Annotated in this window: 12 protein-coding genes and 1 other RNA gene; 5 read left to right on the top strand and 8 right to left on the bottom strand. The window is 56.8% G+C overall.

All coding sequences use genetic code 11. From position 1 onward, the window contains the following. Both Poly41_RS18540 and Poly41_RS18535 read right to left on the bottom strand, forming a co-directional pair. Window positions 1-1,938 carry a preprotein translocase subunit SecA gene (locus Poly41_RS18540; protein WP_146528195.1) on the bottom strand — a complete coding sequence of 646 codons (1,938 nt, stop codon included), beginning with the start codon at window positions 1,936-1,938 and terminating at the stop codon, window positions 1-3. Continuing rightward, window positions 1,935-3,854 carry a TolC family protein gene (locus tag Poly41_RS18535; protein WP_197231424.1) on the bottom strand — a complete coding sequence of 640 codons (1,920 nt, stop codon included), beginning with the start codon at window positions 3,852-3,854 and terminating at the stop codon, window positions 1,935-1,937. Before Poly41_RS18535 ends, Poly41_RS18540 begins: the two co-directional genes overlap by 4 nt. 262 nt (window positions 3,855-4,116) lie before the next feature. Here Poly41_RS18535 and Poly41_RS18530 point away from each other — a divergent pair, with 262 nt between their 5' ends. Together Poly41_RS18530 and Poly41_RS18525 are read left to right on the top strand one after the other, a co-directional pair. Further along, the gene (locus tag Poly41_RS18530; RefSeq protein ID WP_146528193.1) at window positions 4,117-11,052 is read left to right on the top strand and encodes a cadherin domain-containing protein; all 6,936 of its coding nucleotides are present in this window, start codon (window positions 4,117-4,119) and stop codon (window positions 11,050-11,052) included. Window positions 11,053-11,135: 83 nt separating this feature from the next. After that, window positions 11,136-14,018, top strand: coding sequence for an ATP-binding protein (locus Poly41_RS18525; RefSeq protein WP_231615766.1), 2,883 nt, complete (start codon window positions 11,136-11,138; stop codon window positions 14,016-14,018). Between the two features lie 5 nt (window positions 14,019-14,023). On the opposite strand, the gene Poly41_RS18520 is transcribed toward Poly41_RS18525, so the two are convergent. The 6 genes from Poly41_RS18520 to trpE form a co-directional block, all read right to left on the bottom strand. Beyond that, complete coding sequence (locus Poly41_RS18520) at window positions 14,024-14,707, bottom strand: lysophospholipid acyltransferase family protein (RefSeq protein WP_146528192.1); 684 nt, start codon at window positions 14,705-14,707, stop codon at window positions 14,024-14,026. Window positions 14,708-14,719: 12 nt separating this feature from the next. Then, window positions 14,720-15,688, bottom strand: a complete 969-nt coding sequence (locus Poly41_RS18515; protein WP_146528191.1) for a phosphatidate cytidylyltransferase — start codon at window positions 15,686-15,688, stop codon at window positions 14,720-14,722. 23 nt (window positions 15,689-15,711) lie between these two features. Further along, complete coding sequence (fliM, locus tag Poly41_RS18510) at window positions 15,712-16,842, bottom strand: flagellar motor switch protein FliM (protein ID WP_146528190.1); 1,131 nt, start codon at window positions 16,840-16,842, stop codon at window positions 15,712-15,714. Window positions 16,843-16,871: 29 nt separating this feature from the next. Further along, the gene (locus tag Poly41_RS18505; RefSeq protein WP_146528189.1) at window positions 16,872-18,149 is read right to left on the bottom strand and encodes a glutamate-5-semialdehyde dehydrogenase; all 1,278 of its coding nucleotides are present in this window, start codon (window positions 18,147-18,149) and stop codon (window positions 16,872-16,874) included. 114 nt (window positions 18,150-18,263) lie between these two features. Next, an RNA gene (gene rnpB, locus Poly41_RS18500) (RNase P RNA component class A) lies at window positions 18,264-18,721 on the bottom strand. Window positions 18,722-18,853: 132 nt separating this feature from the next. After that, a complete protein-coding gene (trpE, locus tag Poly41_RS18495; RefSeq protein WP_146528188.1) occupies window positions 18,854-20,356 on the bottom strand; it encodes an anthranilate synthase component I in 1,503 nt (500 codons plus the stop codon). Window positions 20,357-20,519: 163 nt separating this feature from the next. Between trpE and Poly41_RS18490 the strand changes: the two genes are divergently transcribed. From Poly41_RS18490 to Poly41_RS18480, 3 genes are all read left to right on the top strand, one after another. Next, on the top strand, window positions 20,520-21,107 hold the full coding sequence (locus tag Poly41_RS18490) for a UvrB/UvrC motif-containing protein (RefSeq protein WP_231615765.1): 588 nt from the start codon (window positions 20,520-20,522) through the stop codon (window positions 21,105-21,107). Then, window positions 21,104-22,192 (top strand): protein arginine kinase, encoded by a 1,089-nt coding sequence (locus Poly41_RS18485; protein ID WP_146528187.1) that lies wholly within the window; start codon window positions 21,104-21,106, stop codon window positions 22,190-22,192. The genes Poly41_RS18490 and Poly41_RS18485 overlap by 4 nt, the downstream gene beginning before the upstream one ends. 181 nt (window positions 22,193-22,373) lie before the next feature. Then, window positions 22,374-22,946 (top strand): RNA polymerase sigma factor, encoded by a 573-nt coding sequence (locus tag Poly41_RS18480; protein WP_146528186.1) that lies wholly within the window; start codon window positions 22,374-22,376, stop codon window positions 22,944-22,946. Window positions 22,947-22,968: the final 22 nt, after the last annotated feature.

Raw genomic sequence — 22,968 nt, 5'->3', positions numbered from 1 at the left:
TTAGAGTTGGTCGCAAGCGATTGCGGCTTGTCCACGCCGAAGCATCAATTCACGGTCTTGGTCCGACTGAAGCAGTTTCCAGCGTTGGTTTTCGAAGTGTCGCTGGCGATCCGCCTGAATGCGACGGAGGTAGCGTTCGATTTTTGGGGACGGTGTGCGACACAATCGGGTGGCGCGAACAATCGCCCGACGGATCCACGGCGCGTGGTCGCAGATCAGTTGATCTTCAGCCGAAAGGTAGACCCGCGCGGATCCTGGATCCCCGCATCGCGCGCAGCGACCGATCAGTTGCCGTTCCACTCGCGACAAGGGGTTGCGTTGGCTGACAATGACATGCAACCCTCCCGCCTGTTCCGCTTCGGAGTCCAGGGTAATGTCGGTACCTCGGCCAGCTAAGTTGGTCGCAACCGTTATCGCACCTGAGCGACCCGCGAGTGCTACGATCGACGCCTCATCTGCATCTTGGACGCCATTGAGTAAATGAAACGACAAACCACGCTGACTCAGATGCTCCGCAATTTCATGGCTCTCGCTAATGGTCGAGGTCCCAATCAACACCGGTCGCCCCGCTTTGGACAGACGCTCGGTTTCCTCGGCGATCTGCTGCCACTTCGCATCGGACGTTGGGGTAACGGCGTCCGCCAACCGTTGACGCTGGCTACTCACTCGCAGCGGTACTGTCATCACCGGTACTCCGTAAACCGTCGCAAACTCATGTTGACAGCCATCCACGGTTCCCGTCATCCCCGCGAGACACTCGTATTCTCGAAAAAAGCGTTGCCGCGTGATCCGGGCCACCGCGTATCGCTCGGGTGTGATGGGAAGCCCCTCAGCCGCTTCGACGGCTTGATGCAACCCATCGGACCATGACCGGTCTTCGAAAATACGCCCGGTTGCTGAATCGACAATCTTCACTTTTCCCTGATGAACCACGTATTCGACGTCACGGTGGTACAGATGCGCTGTGCGCAATGCCAGCACGACATACTCATGCCACGGACGTACCAGCCTCGGATGGATGGCCATCTCCGTATGTCGGTAGGCGGAATGGTAGCCGGCATCGGAAAGATGGACCTGACGCGTTGTCCGATCGACGTAAAAGTCCGCTATTGGATTCATGGCCTTCGCCACGTCGATCGCGCGAAGATGAATCGATGCATCGACTGCACGATCGCCCTGATGCGCACTAAGCAGCAAAGGCGAAACCGCGTCGTCAATCAACACATGATCCACTTCATCGATGATCGCAGCATAGAGTCCCCGCTGCACAGGCAATTCGCTTTCCGAGGGACGCTCAAGCATCTCAAAGACGCGATCGCCAAGCCGGCGAGACGAGCGATCGGCAAGAACCTGGTCACGAAGGAAATCGAAGCCGAATGTATGTGCCGGACCGTAGGTCACATCCGCCCGATAGGCTTGTCGGTTCTCGGAGCGTGACCGATCGTCGCCGATTAACCCCGTGGTGGTCGCCAGTCGGTGGAAAACAGGAGTCAAATATTCATAGTCACGGCTGGCGAGATACTCGTTCGGCATGACCACATGGACGCCTCGTCCCCGAATGGCCTTGTAGTAGGTGGGAAAGATGCCCGAGAGCGTCTTTCCTTCGCCCGTCTGCATTTCGGCTACGGCATCGCAGGCGACGATGAGCCCTGCGTGCAGTTGAACATCAAAAAGGTCGAGGTTCATGACACGACGGACCGCCTCGACGACGGAGGCAGCTGCGAGGGGAATCAGTTCATCCTCGCTTGTCGCTGTGACGCTTCGTCTCAAGCGATCGGTTTGTTCGGCAAGTTCCGCATCGCTCGAATCTCGAAGCGCTTCGGAAAGCTGCCTCGTCCTTTGCAACTGCGACGGAATCCAATCTGGGCGATGGAGCCGACCGCTGATGCACCGAGCCTGCTTGGCACGTTCGCCGCGAGGAAAGACTCGAGAACTCATGGTAACGCCATCTCCGCTGCCTCGATCACGACGTCCGACTCTTCGGATGGTTGCCAGATGCCACAAGGAATGTCGATTTCGTGCGTCGGCAATTCGTCGACCCGCAGCAGGATCCCCATGGCCCTGCGAAGCTGTACCCACGACATGGCATAGGCAACTTGCGCATCCACGTAGGATCTCTCTTCATCCGCAAGCCGCTGCTGGGCATCCAACAGATCGTCAATCAAGACCACACTGGATTCCTCGGGGTCCGGCAATAACTCCCATCGTTGTTGCAGGTACTCCACTTCTTGCGTTTGAACGTCAATCGATTGTTTCTTGACCAACATCTCCTGATAGGCCGTACTGGTCTCTCGTGCTGCAATTTCGACTTCCGTAAACGCGACCTCGGTCGCCTGCTGGAATTCGTACATCGCGCGGGTCATTTCGAGACGGTTGCGAGTCAACCTGGCTCGGCTGGCCCGATTGGCAATCGGCAACTCAAACAAGAAACCCGCCGCATAGCTTGGTTGCCCGCCATTGAACTGGTTTTCAAACGCCTGCAGGGAACTGCGGTTTCCATCGAGTCCGGCGACATAGCTGCTGAGGATCAAGTCGAGCCTCGGCAGGACCTGGTTCTTCGCGGCACCCACGCGGAGCGACATCGCTTGAACACGGCGAATCGCTTCGTTGATGTCCGCGCGTTGTTCTAGCGCCGTGATCACCGATTGTCGAACCGATAATTCTAACGGCAACACGAACGGGTGGTCCTGGGGAGCGAGTTCCTGCAGATGGGCATGCATCAGCATTGGGCTGGCTGTCAACATCCTCAACCGCGACTGAGCATTGCGGATCCGCGTTTCGGCACGCACCAAATCAGACCGTCGACTGGCAACCGCCACATTCGCCCTCAACACCTGACGTTGGTGCGAATCGATCCCCTGGCGTGAACGCAGCACATCATGGAGCTGCTGTGCGGACGAAAGCAGCTGGTTCCGTTGCAGCCATTCGGCGCGTGCTTGGTACAAGCTCCAATAGGCATCGGCAACGTCAACGAGGTGTCGTTCCAAGCTCTGACGCACTTCGCTCGAGGCTTGTTGCACATCGAGCCGTGCCAACATCATCCGTGTTTGGTTGAATGCCTTTCCGCGATCTTTCATCAACGGCTGCGTAAAACTGAATTCTAACCGCGTGGTCCCCTGAGGATTGGGGATCAAGAAGGTCGAGTTGTTCGCTTGGTATCCTGCCCGTTGCGACAATTCAAACTGCCCCCCCGCACGCATCTTGCTGTGAATGCCCCCCACGCCGCTGAGCGTCTCATCAACGTACCGCGTTGAGTTGTCACCGGTGGTCAACGCACTGCCCACCGGGTCATTCGTGTCGGCGAACTTGGATTCAACAAAGGCTAAGGGATCGAACTCGGCATCGGCGATGACGATTTCCGTCCGCCGAATCTCAGGCTCGGTCAGCACCGCCTGAACATGGGGTGAGTTCGAAATGGCTAAGGAAATGAGCCAATCAATGTCGACCGGCTGCGTTTGATCGGCGAGTCCCAGCGACCCGGCAAGTGGCATTTCCCACCACATCGGCTCGAGCGGTACAGCGAGGGTCACTTCCGCCGAATCCCTCAATCGGTCGTCGGGAAGCTGCCAAGCACGAGCTCGGTATTGGTCAAGTGACGTCCAAAAATGGTTGTGGGTGTTCGCATGGATCGCATTCAAGCGTGAATCGCTGACGGATTCGATCAATCCATCTTGAGCCAAAGCCGTCGAGCTTGTGGCGGACAACGAAAAGACGCTGACGCCACAGAGGATTCCGGCAATTGCAAAGCGTCTTCGCAAGGACCGCGCAGCACTGCCTCGCGTACCGCGGGTACGCCTCGGTGTGGGGGTCTCGGTCGTGATCCTGCCAGAGTGTTGCACTTGTTCCTGAATCATGCATCCGTGGTTACGCGGTTCCGCAACGGGGACACGCCTAACAGTGACAATCGGCATAACCGAGACAGGATGTACAGAATCATTCTTGGAAATCCTTGATCACACGTGAACATTTACTCGATACAACCTGCGCAGTGCCCCCCAAAAAAAACACGCGACCTAAAATACCTAGCTTGCGCATCCTTCCCTTTCGGCTCGGTGACGATTCATCGGCTAGGGTTCACATGGATGATTCTGCGCCTTCTTTCCCAATACCATTTCTATGTCACGGTCTATGGCTTTCGGCAACCTGATCAGCGATTTCTGGCAGCACACGCTGTTGGCGCTCGACGAAACGGCGACCAAGATCGGTCGTGCTGCCCAACGCCGCCATGGACCGGGGCAATGGGAACGCTCCGCCGCGTTAACGGAACTGGAGCCGCGGATTTTGTTCAGCGCTGCTCCCATCGATGTGGTTGCGGCCACGAATGCCGACGATTCGGCCGTGATGGTCGCTGAACTGCAACCGGTCGCGACGCAGGACCCCTCGGCAGCAGCCCCAGAGTCGGCGGCGCAGGCAACCATTCACCAAGCCAGCGAACTGGTGATCGTCGATTCAGCGATCTCCGATCTTCAAAAACTGCTCGATGATTTCCGAGACTCCGACCGGGACCTTGACGTTTTTGTGCTGGATCAGCAACGCGACGGCATTGACCAGATCACCGAGATCCTCGAAAGCCGAACGGGAATCTCATCGTTGCACCTGGTTTCTCATGCCGAGGACGGTGCAATCAAACTGGGGAGCACATGGATTAGCGCATCGAACCTCGATGGATACGCCGGGCAGATCGCGTCATGGCAAACATCGCTGCAGAGCGAAAGCGACCTCTTGCTTTATGGTTGCGATTTGGCCGCGACCGAGGATGGCCGGATGCTAATCGAGTCCCTCGCGACGCTGTCGGGAGCCGATGTAGCAGCGAGCGACGATGACACCGGGCATGCCGCGTTTGGCGGGGACTGGGAACTCGAATTCTCGACGGGAGCGATTGAGTCCCAGGCAGCGATCAGCGAAACCGCCCAAGCAAATTGGCGTGGCAAGCTAAGCACCATCACGGTGGATACCGTTTCCGATCTTGTCAACGCAGGCGATGGGCTGACGTCGCTAAGAGAAGCGATCTTGAGTGCCACCGCGGGCGACACGATCGTGCTTTCGGCAGGTGCGTACGAACTGACGCGCACGGGCGCAAGCGAAGATGGTGGCAATCTTGGTGACTTGGATATCAGTGTCGACGTGACGATCCAGGGTGCCGGAGCCGATTTGACAACGATCGATGGTCAGTACAATGACCGGGTCTTCGATGTTCACAGTGCGCATTTGACGATGACGAATCTGACGGTGACCGCCGGTGTAATCAGCGGAGACGGTGGTGGCATTCGTGTTGCCACCAGCGATGCTGAATTGACTTTACAAAACGTCATCGTGACCGATAACGGTGGCTCCAACGGGGCCGGTATCTACAATGATGGTACGATCACGCTAACCGATGTCGTCATCGAGCAAAACGGTGGGGTTGGATCAACGATTAACGGCGGCGGGTTGTACAACGCCAACAAGGCTACGATTGAACGTGTCACGATCAGCGACAATGGCGCGGATTCCGGCGGCGGAATTTACAACAACTATGTTGCTGCTGGTTTCCTGACGATGACCAACGTCACGATCAGCGGCAATACAGCTCAGTCCTCCGGTGGCGGACTCTATACCCGAGACGACGTTGCAATCATCAACGGTACCGTCACCGACAATGAAGCCGATACCGGTGGGGGAATCCGCACATTCGGACCGGGGAACCAAGTCGACCTAAAGAACACCATCATCGCCCAGAACACGGCCACTTCCGCCAACAACGATGCGGACGGCCAATTCATCGACAGCGGCAACAACTTGATCGGTGACGGAACCGGCCAATCCGATATGGTTGATGGAGTCAATGGGAACCAAGTCGGCACGCTGGGTTCACCGATCGATGCGATGCTCGCCCCGCTGGCCAATAATGGTGGCTTCGCCAAAACGCATGCCATTACCACGACGAGCCCAGCGTACAACGCGGGGACATCCAGTGGTGCGCCATCGACGGACCAACGAGGCGTCGCCCGTTTCGATTCTCCCGATATCGGAGCGTATGAAGCTGGTCTCGTCACCCTAACGGCAACCGCCGATACCTGGCTAGACAACGTCAATCAGAGTACAAACCACGACAGCCAAGCCACCCTGGTGCTGGGCAGCGATCCAAGCACCGGGCCTAACGGTTATGATCACCTTCCCATCATGCAATTCGATCTCTCCAGCATTCCAGTTGGAGCGACCATCGACTCGGCAACGTTGCGAGTCTATCTCGAGGACTGGGATCACAAAGCGACGTTTTCCTCCGGTGTCGAAGTCAGGGCGCATCAGGTGCTGGAAGACTGGACGGTCGGTCAGGCAACATGGGTCTCACGCGACGGAACCAACAGCTGGACGACACCCGGCGGCCAGCTCAGCTCAGAGGTTGGTACTGGCTGGGACGAAGCCGACCCAGACGGCTTTTCTGGTTCAGGAACGGAAGTGGTCAACGACTGGCGTGAAATCACCGATTTAGAATCGCTCGTTCAGACGTGGGTTGATACACCCTCGCAGAACTACGGCATTGCTCTGGATGGACACTTGGGTGCTGGACTTGGTGGAACACCTGTCCCGGAACTTCGATTTACCAGCGCCGAAGGCGGAGCGAATGGGCCACAACTCGTAATCAGTTATTCACTCCCAACGAACTCAGCGCCGACCGATGTCACGCCCAACTCGTTGTCGGTTGATGAAAACACCGATACTTCCGGCGGACATTCATTCGGCAATCTGTCGGCGACCGATCCCGATTCAGGCGAGACGTTTACTTGGTCAAAGCTGGCTGGTGGCGACGGTGCGTTGTTCACGCTGAACGCAGCGACGGGCGAATTGACGCTTGATGATGGCGTTTTGGACTTTGAAACCAAGTCCACGTACACCGTCAGCGTACAAGTCGCCGACTCAGCCAACAACTCGTACAACGAAACGATCACGGTTGACGTGAGCGATGTGAATGAGGCGCCAACCGTCGCCATCACGCCGGTGGTGACGCAATTGGATGAGGACGCTGACACGAGTTCTTACACAACCGTCGCAACGATCTCAGTCACCGACGACGCGTTGGGAACCGGAACGCTGTCATTGACGGGGGTCGACGTAGGGATGTTCGAGATCGTCGGCAATGAGCTGCGACTTCAATCGGGCGTGAGTCTCGATTTTGAAACCAATCCCTACTTGGACGTCACGGTCAATATCGATGACGCGACTATCCCTGGTGATCCGGAGGACTTCGAGTCCTACACGATTGACATCAATGACATATTCGAGGCCCCGTCCATCACCCTCAATCCAGTCGCTGACACTTACCTTAATAAAGACAACAGCGGATTCAATTACGGTACCTCGACGACGCTAATTGTTGACAAATCGGGTGGCGACATTGGTGACAGCCGTGCGCTGCTTCGGTTTGATTTGAGCAGCATTCCCGTCGGTGCAACGATCACCGGTGCGACCTTGACGATGCAGGCCACTGCAGGCGCATCCGCCTTTGACGTCAGCGTTTACGAGGTCACGGAGTCTTGGGTGGAAGGCGGCCAGAACGGTACCAGCGGGTTCCCGAGTTGGAATGACCGTGCCAGCGGTGTGGCGTGGAATGGGGGAACCTATAACTCAACCGCCGTCGCGACCTTCAACGCCACCGGCACCGGACAACATGGCTGGGATATCACAGCCTTGGTTCAGGATTGGTACGATGGCACGACGACAAACAACGGCTTGATCGTTGGCTGCTCCGAGACCGGTACGGAAAGCTACACGTACTCCAGCCGCGAAGGAGTGGCTCCGCCCGAATTGCAGCTCTTCTATACAGTAGTGAATGCAACTCCAACCGACATTGCGCTCGCGGCTACGACGCCAGACGAAAATACCGACACGACACTTGGCGTGAGTGTAGGAACGCTGTTGGCAACGGACGCGGACGCTGGCGACACCTTCACTTGGTCCATCGTCAGTGGTGCAGACCAGACCAAGTTTTCGATCGGTGGGTCAGGCGATCAACTCGTGCTGATGGATGGTTTCTTGGACTACGAATCCAAGAGTTCCTATTCCGTCACCGTCCGCGTGACCGACTCCGCTGGCAATGCTTTTGACGAAGCGTTGACGATCAACGTCAACGATCTGAACGACAACACCCCCGTGATCGATCCGTCGCAGACGTTCTCAGTTAGCGAAACCGCCGGCAACACCACGGTCGTCGGAACGGTGACGGCGTCCGATGATGACGCCTTGACAACATTCTCGGCCTGGACGATTACCGCTGGCAACACCGGCGGCGCCTTCGCCATCGATTCCGGCAGCGGACAGATCACGGTCGCCAACGCCGCGGCGATCGATTATGAAAACGACACCACGTTCACGCTGACCTTGACCGTCACCGACGGTGCGAATATCGCGGCGACCGAAACCGTCTTGGTCAACGTCCAAGCCGAGAATGACAACACCCCCGTGATCGATCCGTCGCAAACGTTTTCGGTTAGCGAAAACGCCGGCAACACCACGGTCGTCGGAACGGTAACGGCGTCCGATGATGACGCCGCGACAACATTCTCGGCCTGGACGATTACCGCTGGAAACACCGGCGGTGCCTTCGCCATCGATTCCAGCAGCGGACAGATCACGGTCGCCAACGCCGCCGCGATTGATTATGAAAACGACACCACGTTCACATTGACGCTCACCGTCAGCGATGGCGGGAACACCTCGGCGACCGAAACCGTCCTGGTTAACGTCCAAGCCGAGAACGACAACACCCCTGTGATCGATCCGTCGCAAACGTTTTCGGTTAGCGAAACGGCAGGCAACACCACGGTCGTCGGAACCGTGACGGCGTCCGATGATGACGCGGGGACAACGTTCTCGGCCTGGGCGATTACCGCTGGAAACACTGGCGGTGCCTTCGCCATCGATTCCAGCAGCGGACAGATCACGGTCGCCAATGCCGCGGCGATCGATTATGAAAACGACACCACGTTCACGCTGACCCTCACCGTCAGCGACGGCGCGAATACCTCCGCGACCGAAACCGTCTTGGTTAACGTCCAAGCCGAGAACGACAACACCCCTGTGATCGATCCGTCGCAAACGTTTTCGGTTAGCGAAACGGCAGGCAACACCACGGTCGTCGGAACCGTGACGGCGTCGGATGATGACGCGGCGACAACATTCTCGGCCTGGGCAATTACCGCTGGAAACACCGGCGGTGCCTTCGCCATCGATTCCAGCAGCGGGCAGATCACGGTCGCCAATGCCGCGGCGATCGATTATGAAAACGACACCACGTTCACGCTGACCCTCACCGTCAGCGACGGCACGAACACCGCGGCGACCGAAACCGTCCTGGTTAACGTCCAAGCCGAGAACGACAACACCCCCGTGATCGATCCGTCGCAAACGTTTTCGGTTAGCGAAACGGCAGGCAACACCACGGTCGTCGGAACGGTAACGGCGTCCGATGATGACACGGGGACAACGTTCTCGGCCTGGACGATTACCGCTGGCAACACCGGCGGTGCCTTCGCCATCGATTCCAGCAGCGGACAGATCACGGTCGCCAATGCCGCGGCGATCGATTATGAAAACGACACCACGTTCACGCTGACCCTCACCGTCAGCGACGGCACGAACACCGCGGCGACCGAAACCGTCCTGGTTAACGTCCAAGCCGAGAACGACAACACCCCCGTGATCGATCCGTCACAGACGTTTTTGGTTAGTGAAACCGCTGGCAACACCACGGTGGTCGGAACCGTGACGGCGTCGGATGATGACGCCGCGACAACATTCTCGGCCTGGACGATTACCGCCGGAAACACCGGCGGTGCCTTCGCCATCGATTCTGGCAGCGGACAGATCACCGTCGCCAATGCCGCCGCGATTGATTATGAAAACGACACCTCATTCACACTGACCTTATCCGTCAGCGACGGCACGAACACCGCCGCGACCGAAACGGTTTTGATCGAGGTCATTTCGGAGAACCATGCCCCAACTTTAGCAAACTTGCAAACCAGTGTGATCGCTGGCCAAGTCTTGACGTTTGCGGCAAGTCCGTTCTCGCAGATCGCGAACGACATTGACGGAGACACTCTGACAGCAATGCTGGTCGCGGCGCCCTCAGACGGCACGCTTTCCTTGTCTCCGGACGGTTCCTTCACCTACACCGCAGTCAATGGATTTGTTGGTGAAGTCATTTTCTTGTGGAATGCCTTTGACGGTGAATCGAATAGCAACATTGGCATCGTTACGATCACGGTGCTGCCGATTCCTGCCCTGCCTCCCACCTCGACATCTCAAACGCAGGACGCGACATCGGAATCGGAGGGCGATTCAGCTCAAAATGACGACGCTACCGAATCGAAGGACACCTCCGAAGCGTCTTCGGAAAACACAACGAACGACTCAGCCGCGGACAATGATGGCAACGACCGTTCGGTGACCGCCCGGCCGACACCCACATCATCGAGCACAGGCGGAGCGAGCGCGAGCCAATCCAACCAGCAAACACTTGCTGAGTTCCTGGGTACTGCCACCGACGATGACGACGACAAAGTCGCCGTTCTGATGACGGAAGGAGAGATGGAGCTCAGCATTGATGCGAGCCGATCCATCAGCGACCAAACCTACCGCCAATCGGACCGGGCGGATGGCGCCGATGCCCTGCTCATGCAAATCAGTAACGGCGTGTACGTCCCCGTGTCGACCGTTGACTACGCACTGCTAACGCGACCCGGTGCAATGTGGGATCAACTTGACGGTCGACAACAGCAACTTGAATCGATGGTCCAAGGTGACTTGATCGTCATCCGCACAGCCGGTGCAGCCGCATCCGGTGTCACGGTCGGATTCGTCGCTTTGGCGATTCGTAACGGATTATTCTGCGTCTCCGGGTTGATCGCACACATGCCGGCATGGCGAGCGGTCGACCCGCTGCTGATCATGCAAGGTCGATCACAAGCCGGCGACGACGAAACACTCGAAGAATTGATGGATCGCCGGGCTAAGGAAGTCAATGAGCAAATCACCGAAATGGATTCGCAACCAGTGAATGACCCATCCTAGCGAGCAGCAAAACAAACGGTTCGCACGCCAAAGCGTGAATTCCAATCCTCCAGCATCCCGCCACTCCAGCATCCCGCCCAAGCATGAACATTTTCAAACGTATCCCGATCCGAGTTCGATTGTCATTCGGACTCGTTGGTATCATGACCGGCACGCTGCTGATGGCGAGTGGCTTGGGCTTCTTTCCAAACGAGCAAGAGGAAATCTTGCGGGGGCGGAACAAGCTCTGCGAGTCATTGGCCATCAGCGGTACCGCGATGGCATCCACTGGCCAAGTGGAAAGCTTGAAGGTGACGCTCGAGTCGATCCTGCACCGCGACGACCAAGTGCAATCCATCGGGCTGGTGTCGGTGGATGGCCAATTGTTGGTATCCGCGGGACCGCACCGCGTCCTATGGAACGTTTCCTCCGATGATCGCATGACTCACATGCAAGTGCCTGTCTTCCGCTTCGGCAAACAATGGGGTGAAATGCAAGTCGTGTTCGAATCGACCGGTGGTACGCTAGGACTCAATTACTGGGCGCCTGCGTGGTTGTTGATCGTCTTGATTCCCGCATGCTTGCTTCAGTTCTCATTCTTCCTCCGCAAGTCGCTCGACAGTCTGGATCCTACGGGAGCGGTTCCAACGCATGTTGCCGAGACGCTGAACACCTTCTCCGTAGGACTGTTCTTGCTCGATGCCCGAGGGCGAGTCATCTTTGCAAACCGAAGACTCGCTCAATACCTGGAAATGCAGGAGTCCGATATCCTGGGCAAGTCCATTGACAGTTTTGATTGGATTTTTCCCGCGGACGCGCCCGAGGAACGGCCCTGGAACGAATCACGACGAACGGGCGACACGGTATTAGATCGAAACATCCAATACGACCAAACCGGACGGCGTTTGACGTTCAGCATGAACTGCACCACCATCGGGAAACAGGGATCGTTCGTGACCTTCGACGACATCACCTTGATCGAAGAAAACAAGTTTGAATTGGCCAAGGCCCGTGATGAAGCCAAAAGCGCCAATGAGGCCAAAAGCTCGTTCTTGGCAAATATGAGCCATGAAATCCGCACGCCACTCAATGCGGTACTCGGTTTTACCGATGTGTTGCGCCGCGGATTGGTGACCAACAGCGATGAAGCGATTAGTCATTTGAATATGATTCACACCAGCGGAGCCCATTTGTTGGAGCTGATCAACGACATCTTGGACATCTCCAAAATCGAAGCAGGCCGATTGCAGGTGGAATCGATCGACGCCCCCTTGGATCCGATCATCACGGGTGTTGCGGATGTCCTTCGAGAAAGAGCCAAGGAAAAACAGATCGAACTCAACACGCAATTCCTGACGGACCTCCCACGGTCCTTGAAAACAGACCCAACCCGACTTCGACAAGTCATCACCAACCTGGTAGGAAATGCGATCAAGTTCACGGATACGGGCGAAGTCAAGATCGTCACGGAGATGGTTCACACCACCGAAGGACAAAACGCAATCAAGATTGATGTCATCGACTCCGGAATTGGGATGACCGAAGAACAGCAGAGCAAAATTTTTGAGTCCTTCGTCCAAGCGGACAGCACCACGACGCGGAAATTCGGCGGCACGGGATTGGGGTTGTCCATCAGCCGTCGGTTGACCGAAGCAATGGGCGGGGAATTGACGGTCACCAGCGAGGAGGGCATCGGAAGTACGTTCTCCATTTGGATCCCCCTCTCGGTCGATGCATCCACCGAGATGATCTCTCCCGTTGAGATCGAGCGAAAAGCAAAACAAAAAGCGACCGAGAATCACTCGGGGCTGACGCAGGTACCCCATCAGCCGATTTTGGTCGTCGACGATGGCGAAGCCAACCGGCGGCTCATCGAACTGGTCCTGTCCCGCGCGGGAGCGATTGTTTCAACAGCCGGAAACGGACTGGAAGCGATCGAGAAGATCAGCGAAAGCGACTATTCGCTGATTTTCATGGACATGCAAATGCCGGTGTTGGACGGTTACTCGGCGACCCGTCGATTGCGTGAAGCGGGTTTAACGACTCCCATCATCGCCTTGACGGGCAATGCGATGAAAGGCGATCGCGAAAAATGCTTGGCTGCCGGTTGTGATGATTTCCTTACCAAACCGGTCGACATCGACAAATTGTTGGTCTGCGTGACGTCGCATCTTGGTGAAGCCGATCCTTGCATCGACTCGGTCCATCTCGAGGAACATCCATCGAACGCAAAGTTGTCGCCTGCCCTAATTGCACCACCGGCTACGCGAATGGATGGGGGAACCACCCCCATTCACCCTACCTTGCCCATGGACGACGCCGATTTTCGAGCGATCACATCAGACTTCGTCGGGCGACTTGACAGCCGACTTGCTGCGATCGAACAGGCCATCGGATCCAAGGATTTCGAAACGGTTCGTTGCGAAGCCCATTGGCTCAAAGGCGCTGGAGGAACCGTTGGGCTGGGCGTGTTCACGGAGCCGGCCAGTGCCCTCGAACAGGCAGCAAAGCGGTCGGAATGTGAGCAAGCCGACCGTTTACTTGCCCAGATCCGTGAACTGCATGCAAGGGTTGTCATCCCCGCAACCGACACGTCGGGGCAGCCCAAACCCACTGTGACGCAGGCTCTCGAGAACCAAGTCGTTGATGCAGCCCCGCGTGGGTTGGGGGCGATTCACTCAACCCTACCCGTTGAAGATCGGGATTTCCGAGAGATCATCATCGATTTCGTGATCAAACTCGACACACGGATCATTGAAATGCGATCACTGCTGCAAGAGCATGCTTTCGCTGATCTTGCTGAAGTCGCTCATTGGCTAAAAGGAGCAGGAGGAACGGTGGGTTACCGCGAGTTCACCTCACCTGCTGCCTCGCTCGTCGAAGCGGCCCGCAACGAAGGGGCCGATCCATGCCAAGCTGCGTTACAAGAGATTGAATCCGTACGAAGCCGGATCGTTGTTCCAGAACTGGACCCAGCCTGCGACTGAAAAAGTCATTTCAGCGGAACCGGACCGGTCCGAGGGTTCTCCGGCTCGTAGCCGGGCCGTGACTCGGCCGATAATTCGGCGAATCGCTCACCAAGCTGCTGCATGAATTCCTTTTTTGGCAATCCAGCGTCAAGCGGCTCGCCAACGAAGACATCACAGAAAAAGGGTACCAAGATCGCTTCGCCCTTGGGCAGCGCCTTGCCAAGCCCGTGCATGAACACCGGAACGATCGGGACATCTGGGTGCCGGCGAGCCAAGTGAGCGACACCCGATTGGAACGCTTCGAGTTGCTCCGGCTCTCCTCGGGTCCCCTCGGGGAACAGCAGCACGATGCCTTCGTCTCGTAGCACTTCCGAGATCGGCTCCAGCGGGTGTCTGCCACTGGGATCCCGTTTGGTGTTGGTGCGATCGATCGGGATGATGCCGACAATTCGCGTCGCAAACCAGCGACGAAGGGGCCGCGTCATGAAGTAGTCGGCTGCTGCAACCGGCCGCACCGACGCGAGCTGTTTCAGCCCCAAGATATTCATCAAGGCAAACACATCCAAGTGGCTGTTGTGATTTGCCACAATCAACGCGGGTCCTGTGCGAGGCAATCCTTCTTGTCGCCGGATATTCGTCCCCAACACGATCATCATCAGCGGTCGCACGACGACGGCGAAAAACAACGGGCGCAAGAAGTGGTTCATTCGTGGATGGGATCAGCCATAGGTGTAGTAGACAAAGTGAAAAAACAGCGGCGCGGTAAAGACCAAGGAATCGACCCGATCGAGCACGCCACCGTGACCGGGTAACGTGGCACCAAAATCTTTGATCTTCAAGTCGCGTTTCAGTGCAGACAAACAAAGATGACCGGCAATTCCCGCCACCGCGATAATCAATCCCGCCATCACGGAACGCGGGCCGTCCATCATCGTCAATCGCGGTCCCAACAACCAAGCGATCAAAAACGTCGATGCAACACCACCGATCAGCCCAGCGTCGGTCTTGCCGGAGCTGATCGTCGGTGCGATCTTGCGTTTGCCAAAGGACCTTCCCCACCAGCCTTGGCAAAGATCATTGAGCTCCGTCACCAACACCAGAAAAACGAGCAGCCCAGCACCAGGATAGGCCTCCCCCGCTGACGACGGAAACTGCGGGATCACTCGGGGTGACGAACCGGGATGCAGAACCAACAGAAAGGCTGCATGTGAGAGGCTGAACACCGTGATCATTAATGCCCAATGCAAGGTTCCCGCGGCTTTCAGGAACCCGTCGGTCTGCCCGAGCCATAGCATCCGTGTGGGTAACCAGACGAACATCAACACGGGAATGAACATGATAAACATGCCATACCATTCGACCGCAGCAAAATAGTACTGGCCAAGGATCGCCAGATACGCATAGAACAATACACGTCGATCCGCCCGTCGTGTCGGCGTCATGGACAAGAACTCTTTCAAAGCCAAGAAGCTGACGAAGGCAAAAAACACAATCGTCGCCGTCGCCGACCAGTACAACATGAGCGAGAAAAACCCAACGATCGCCCACCAAGTCCTGATTCGGCTTTGAAGCTCCGAGAGATCGTGCTCCGGTTTCATCCGCTGCACCACGAACGCAGCCAAGCTGAAAAGCGACAATGCCGCAAACACGCAAAGCAATGCCGTGCGGACTTCAGGACTGAGCAGCATGGTCGTGGTTCGCTTTCTTCAGGTTACTCTCCTGCATCCGCAACGCCATCCACTCGATTCGGGTTGCTCTCATCGTCGTCGGTGACCGGATGTTTCGGCTGCAGCATGGATTCGATGCGAACGGCTTTCTTTCCTTTGAAAGCACCCGCTTTGGCGTTGAATTTCGGAATGTTTTGGATCGACAACTCCAACGGAGCATTGACCTCCTTTTCGGTCGTAATGACATCCCCGACCGACAACTCTAACAAGTCTCCGGTTCGTATCCTTGACCGTGCCAACGTGACCACCACATCGACCGGCGCCGCATCGATGTTGTTGGAGATTCGTCTGCGAGTTTTCTCCGTTGGCTTGCCTTTACCGTACCCCACCCATCCGTTGCGTGATAATTGGGAATTGAACCCTTCGATGGTATTGAACGGAATACAGAGATTCATCATGCCGCGATTCTTACCCAGCAGCACTTCGAAACCGACCAAAATAACGACCTCGTTGGGCGGAACGATTTGAACCAATTGTGGGTTGCTCTCCATCCGGTCGACTTCCAAGTCCAAGGCAACGATGTTTTCCCAGGAATGAGAGAGTTGAGTCAAAAATAAATCGACGATTCTTCGAACCAAGCGCGTTTCGATCTCCGTCAACGGACGTCGAATCGTATCGCCCGGTTTGGGGTCACCGCCGAGCATGCGGTCAATCACCGCATACGACAACGTCGGCGCCACGTCGAGGATCCAATGGCCTTCGAGGGGTTGCGGCTTCAAGACACTGAAACAGCTCGGGTTATCGAGGCTGAACACAAATTCGCTGTAGGTCAATTGATCGACACTGAGCAATTTGACCTCAATCATCGTTCGCAGCAATCCTGACATCGCCGCGCCAAAGTTTCGCGCCAGCGTCTCGTGCAGCGAATGCATCGCTCGCATTTGGTCTTTGCCAACGCGTTCGGGACGTTTGAAATCATACGCCGTCACACGCACCCCAGCCGGCAACACCCCCGACATCTTGTTGTACGACGGTTTGCTCTGCCCCGCCGTGGCCTTGCTACGGGGCGAATTGACCGTGCGAGCGCCAGCGGGTGCCGTCCCGGGCGCATCGACCGATTCCATGGCCTTGAGCAGACTTTCGACTTGGTTTTGACTTAGCGATTCATCCGACATGTCCGTCGTCCTTGGTTATGCATCCTTGACTAGCTCCTGCAGTGCCCGTTTCCACGGACGATGTACTTGTAGGTGGTCAACTCGCGAAGACCGCACGGGCCACGAGCGTGAAATTTGTCGGTCGAAATACCGATCTCGGCACCGAGTCCAAAGACGCCCCCGTCGTTGAATCGAGTGCTGGCGTTCACCATCACAGCGGAGCTGTCGACTAAGCTCGTGAACGTCTCCGATGCCTTCAACTGCTCGGTCACAATCGCATCGGTATGATGCGAACCGTAGCGGTTGATGTGCTCTGCTGCCTGGTCGAGTGAATCGACCACGGCGACACTGATCTTCGGTCCCAAATACTCGGTCGACCAGTCCTCGTCGGTCGCCGCGACGGCACCCTCGATCCATTTCCGAGCTCGCTCGTCCGCTCGAATCTCAATCCCTCGCTCGGTCAGCCGTTTCGCGATCTTCGGAAGTGCGTTTTTTGCAATCGCTTGATGAATCAACAAGGATTCGCAAGCGTTGCAGACTCCCATCCGCTGGCATTTAGCATTCTCGATAATGTCGACCGCCATTTCGATGTCGGCATGTTCATCGACATAAACATGACAATTCCCGTCGTAGTGCTTGATCACGGGCATCGTGGCTTCGGCCGCAACGCGACGAATCAAACCTTCTCCACCGCGTGGGATCGTCACATCGATCAGTTCCCCCAACTTCAAGAATTCACCAACTGCGACTCGATCGGTGGTGGAAACCAGCTGGACCGCATTTTCCGGCAACCCACAATCCGCGGCACAGCGTGAGAGCACGTCCACAATCGCTTGGCTGCTATGAATGGCTTCTTTGCCGCCCCGTAGAATGACCGCATTACCACTCTTTACGCAGATCCCGGCTGCGTCAGCGGTCACGTTGGGCCGGCTCTCATAGATAAAAAAGACGACGCCGAGAGGCACACGACGCTTTAGGATCTGCAGCCCACCCGGCCGCGTGTGACCGTCGATGACCTCGCCGACCGGATCGGGAAGCATGGCAATTTCTTCGAGTGCCGTCGCAATGGACTGAACCCGACCCGCATCCAATTTCAGCCGATCGATCGCGGCATCGCTGAGCCCATACCCGGGTGCTGCGTCCAGATCCTGCTGGTTCGCGGCAATGATCGTGTCCAGCGACGCGACCAATTCGGTGGCAGATTGCCGCAGCCAGCGGTTCTTGACCTCGGCATCAAGCGACGACAAGCGATACGACGCAAGCTTGGCCGCTTCCGCGGTTTGGCGGCAATAGCGTGCGATTTCAGCAGAAGCTTCGGTAACAGGCATAGTTTGCGGAGATTGGGGGCAGATTTCGTCTTGGTGAATTTCTTGGCACGGCGGATTGTCCGCAAACGAAGCGGAGGGGTCAACGGTGATTCTATGCCCCCCAATTAGAAAAGTGCCGTGAGTGGGGTAGTAAGCCGGGTTCTGTAACCGGAACGTGACGCTCCGGCCGACGACCATTTGTCTGTGCACGGCGATTGCTCGCCGCCTCCATCGCGACCTACCCGAATGTCGATGGCCGTACGGATCGCACGGCGCGGAGGTTCGCGGCCAAAGGCCCCGTCCTCCGCTGCACTCTGTTTGGTCTAGCTCCGGATGGGGTTTACCGAGCCGATCGAGTCACCTCGACCGCTGGTGCGCTCTTACCGCACCGTTTCACCCTTACCACGCATTCGCTGCGATCGATCGAAAAGACCGATCGCGGTCGAACCGTTCGGCGGTCTGCTTTCTGTTGCACTTTCCCTAGCCTCGCGGCCGGTCGACGTTATCGACCATCCTATCCTGCGGAGCCCGGACTTTCCTCCAGCGGTCGCCCCTTGGAAAGGAACGCCGCCAGCGATCGTCTTGCCCACTCACGACACCCATCGAGCATGATCGACAGCAGGCAAAACGACAAGGTTCGAGAGTCGCACCGCCAACGAGAAAGTCGAAAGAATGCCTGTCTGCTCCGGGCAAGACTCGGTAACCCGACTTCACTTGGCCACCCGCTACTTGGCCACCCGCTCGACCGTCATTTCAATCGCCGAGATGAGTGCCTTGGCCTTGTTGATCGTTTCGTCAAATTCCGCGTCAGGATCGCTGTCGGCCACCACGCCACAGCCGGCTTGGACATAAACAACCCCCTCTTTGACCACCATGGTCCGCAGCGCAATGCAGGTGTCCATGTTGCCGCGATAGTCCACGTAGCCGACGGCCCCACCGTAGGGACCACGGCGGTGGGGCTCGATCGCATCGATAATTTCCATCGCTCGAACTTTGGGTGCCCCCGAGACGGTCCCGGCCGGCAAACATGCCTTCAACGCATCGAAGGCATCGAGTCCTTCACGCAGGGTCCCTTGAACTTCGCTGCTAATGTGCATCACGTGGCTGTAGCGTTCGACGATCATGACCTCAGTCAATTCCACGGTGCCGAACTTCGCCACACGACCCACGTCATTTCGGCCCAAATCGACAAGCATCACATGCTCGGCTCGTTCCTTGGGGTCGGCCAACAGTTCTTTCTCGAGCAATTTGTCTTCCTTTTCCGTTTTGCCACGACGACGCGTTCCCGCCAGCGGACGGACGGTCACGACTCGATCCGCGACGCGGCACATGATTTCCGGCGAGCACCCCACAAGCACACAATCGGGCGTGCGGACGAAGAACATGAACGGACTCGGATTCACCACCCTGAGCGAACGGTAAATCTCAAACGGATCAACGTCGGTCTTGACGCTCATCCTTTGACTCGGGACGACTTGAAAGATATCGCCAGCACGGATGTACTCGACACATTGCAAAACCGCTTCGCCAAATGACGCTCGGGTGAAATTCGATTCGACCACCAGTGGTTCCGCGGCAGCCGTAGAAGTCAATTCGTCGGTACGGTGCGAAACCGGGCGTGACAGCCGAGCGATGGTCGAATCGATCGTTTCGGCCGCCGTTTGGAAAGCCTGCTCCGAATGCGCGATGCTTTCCACACCGCGACAATCGGCAAGCGACACCACCGTGATCGTTTTTTCGACATGGTCGAAAACACACAAGGTATGGTAAAATGAGAAATCGAGGTCGGGCAATTGCCGATCGTCCAGGGGGCTGTTGGGTAGGTTCTCCACATAGCGAACCACGTCGTAGCCGGCGTAGCCAATCGCACCGCCAACGAAAGGTGGCAAGCCTGGGATCTGTGCGACGCGGTAGTGCACATGACTGCGAAACGATTCGAGTGGATCGTCGGCGAGAAACGTATCCGCGTCCTTGGGATTCGTGCTGGAAACGGTCACCGCGTTGCCGCGCGCAGCGAAGCGTTTGATTGGCTGGACGGCCAGGAAGCTGTAGCGACCGACCTTTTCACCGCCAATCACACTTTCGAACAAGCAGGCTGGTCCGCCGTCGTCGAGCAACCGAAAAGCGGTCACCGGCGTCAACGAATCGCTGAGCAACCGTCGATAGACCGGAACGAAGTCGTGAGCGAGCGCAAGAGCGTTGAATTCCGTCGGACTGGGGGTAATCATCGCAGGGAATCGTCAGGTTTGAATGAGAAAAGCACCACACGGCCGCTGCTGAGTGCCGTCACGTTACGTTGACACCGCTTGGGGCGGCGATAGAATCCACTTGGCGTCAAACATTTGCGAAAACAACACTTTAGCGGCAGTCGCGGCAGCTAGGAATGACACGATGAAATGCCAGTATTGTGAAAAACCCGCGACCTTTCATATCACCGAGCTGACCGAGCCCGCAGGGCCCAAGGTCATGCACCTGTGTGAAGAACATGCGAGGAATTTCCTGCAAAAAGAAGCGAGCAGCCCGGTCGCTTCGGTCGCTGGTGCGCTGGCGAAACAATTACAGCTTGGCCAAACCAAGCAAGAATTAGCGGAGCTGGATCAAAAAGAGTGCCCCGTGTGTGGCATCAGCTTCTTCGAGTTTCGCAACACCGGACGTCTTGGCTGCCCCTACGATTACAGCTTCTTTGAGGAGGATCTGGTGCCTCTGCTGACGAACATTCACGACGCCACTGAGCATGTCGGAAAGCGCCCCCGGCGTTTGGCAGCCTCGGCCGACTCGCAGGCAAGGATGATCCAACTGCGTCGTGAAATGGAAGAAGCCGTCGAGCTTGAGGATTATGAGCGTGCCAGTGAGATCCGTGACGAATTGAAGCGGATGGAAAAGGAACTGAGTCAACCGGAAGCGAAAAGCGAAGACACATCCGATCAACACAATCGCAGCAAACAGGCCGATCGGCCAGAAGGTGAGGATCGGTCGTGAAGCAACAAACGGATTTTAGCTCGTTAGCCAAAAGCTCGGGTGAGTGGTTGCGCGGAACGGGCCCCGAATCGGACATTGTCATCAGCAGCCGAATTCGCTTGGCCCGCAACTTGGCCGATTTCCCCTTCATCCGGCGATGCAGCGACGAAGACCGGGACAGCATCGAACGTACGGTTCGTGCACGGATGGAAGCGATGGAGGATTGGAAGGACATTCGCTACATCGATATCGAAGAGCTGTCAGAGGTCGACCGGCAATTCTTGGTCGAGCGCCAACTGATCTCGCGCGAGATCGCGGATGCAGACGGATCGCGAGCGGTCGCGGTCGATCCAGGCGAGCAGTACAGCGTGATGGTCAACGAAGAGGATCACTTGAGGATCCAGGTGATGCAAAGCGGATTGGATCTGCAAGCCGCATGGGCCACGATCGATTCCCTTGACGACCGGCTTGAAGGCGCGATTCTCTACGCGTTTCATGAGAAGTATGGCTACCTGACCGCTTGTCCAACCAACGTCGGTACGGGATTAAGGGTCAGCGTGATGTTACACCTTCCAGCCTTGGTGATCACTCGGCAAATCGACAAGGTTTTTCGAAGCATGCAGCGGATCAACGTCACCGTGCGAGGGCTCTACGGCGAGGGATCGCAGTATTCGGGTGACTTCTATCAGGTTAGCAACCAGGTCACGCTCGGCCATAGCGAACAGGCATTGTTGTCGCTGGTCGGGGATGAAGTGGTGCCGCAGATCATCCAGTACGAACGCAAGGCGCGAGCGTTCTTGGTCGAGCAGAACCAACAGGATCTGCACGATGACGTAAGCCGAGCCTTGGGGATTTTGCACACGGCCAAGAAGATCAGCAGCGAAGAGACGATGCACTACCTGTCCAAGGTAAGAATGGGGGTCAATCTGGGGCTGATCGATGATGTGCAAGTTGCCACCATCAATAAGTTGTTTATTCATACTCAACCCGCGCACTTGCAGAAGTTGCATGGACGCGTCTTAGGGTCCTCCGACCGGAACGTCCAAAGGGCGTCCTACCTGCAGCGGCACCTACACGGTGAATTGGGCGACGGCGAACTGAACTAGTTTTCGTGTCGTAGCATCCGGTGGAGAGGCCGTTTTCGGTCGGCAAAGGATGCTAGACTAGGTTTTCGGTCGCTGGGTCGTTTCGGATCGTCCAGCTGCGGGTCCAACCGCAAACGGTAGACCGAGGGACGTTTTCGATCCAAACTGCAAACCAAGGCACTACAACACGAAAGTGGGCGGCGTGGGCGAAGAGCCTGAACTGATTGACCGAGCTCTCCATGGGGATCGGGCGGCGTTTACGCGGTTGGTGGAAATCAACCAAGACCGCTTGTATGCCTCGATGGTCCAGGTCACCGGTTCGCCAGATGAAGCCGAGGAGGTCGTCCAGGAGGCATTTATACGGGCGTTCATCAAGCTGGACACCTTTCATCAAAATAGTCAATTCTTTACTTGGCTCTACCGGATCGCGTTCAACAGTGCACTCACGCGCCGGCGACGGAAGCGGGCTCGGGTTTCGCTCGACCAATTTCGCGAGCAAAGCGGAATAGAAATCTCGGATGAGTCCGCCGATGCAGTGGATGAACCGATGCTGCAACAGGAACGAATCGCGATGGTTCGCTCCGCAATGGGAAAACTGACGGACGAACACCGCTCCATCTTGGTCTTGCGAGAAATGGAAGAACGGTCGTATGAAACGATCTCCGAAATTCTCGATATTTCGATCGGAACGGTTCGCAGCCGGATCAGTCGAGCACGAGCTCAATTGAAGCTCGCTCTCGAAGCGATCCAGCGGTCCGAGGAGTCTCCCTCTTAGTCATTTTGCGTCAGAAGCCAGA

The sequence above is a fragment of the Novipirellula artificiosorum genome (genome assembly GCF_007860135.1).
Classification (GTDB): domain Bacteria; phylum Planctomycetota; class Planctomycetia; order Pirellulales; family Pirellulaceae; genus Novipirellula_A; species Novipirellula_A artificiosorum.
This window is presented reverse-complemented; position numbering and strand designations above follow the sequence as displayed.

Bases quoted from the DNA above. Each gene is read 5' to 3' on its own strand.
- Poly41_RS18540 (WP_146528195.1), bottom strand. From the start codon at position 1,938: ATGAGTTCTCGAGTCTTTCCTCGCGGCGAACGTGCCAAGCAGGCTCGG.
- Poly41_RS18535 (WP_197231424.1), bottom strand. From the start codon at position 3,854: ATGATTCAGGAACAAGTGCAACACTCTGGCAGGATCACGACCGAGACC.
- Poly41_RS18530 (WP_146528193.1), top strand. From the start codon at position 4,117: ATGTCACGGTCTATGGCTTTCGGCAACCTGATCAGCGATTTCTGGCAG.
- Poly41_RS18525 (WP_231615766.1), top strand. From the start codon at position 11,136: ATGAACATTTTCAAACGTATCCCGATCCGAGTTCGATTGTCATTCGGA.
- Poly41_RS18520 (WP_146528192.1), bottom strand. From the start codon at position 14,707: ATGAACCACTTCTTGCGCCCGTTGTTTTTCGCCGTCGTCGTGCGACCG.
- Poly41_RS18515 (WP_146528191.1), bottom strand. From the start codon at position 15,688: ATGCTGCTCAGTCCTGAAGTCCGCACGGCATTGCTTTGCGTGTTTGCG.
- fliM (WP_146528190.1), bottom strand. From the start codon at position 16,842: ATGTCGGATGAATCGCTAAGTCAAAACCAAGTCGAAAGTCTGCTCAAG.
- Poly41_RS18505 (WP_146528189.1), bottom strand. From the start codon at position 18,149: ATGCCTGTTACCGAAGCTTCTGCTGAAATCGCACGCTATTGCCGCCAA.
- trpE (WP_146528188.1), bottom strand. From the start codon at position 20,356: ATGATTACCCCCAGTCCGACGGAATTCAACGCTCTTGCGCTCGCTCAC.
- Poly41_RS18490 (WP_231615765.1), top strand. From the start codon at position 20,520: ATGAAATGCCAGTATTGTGAAAAACCCGCGACCTTTCATATCACCGAG.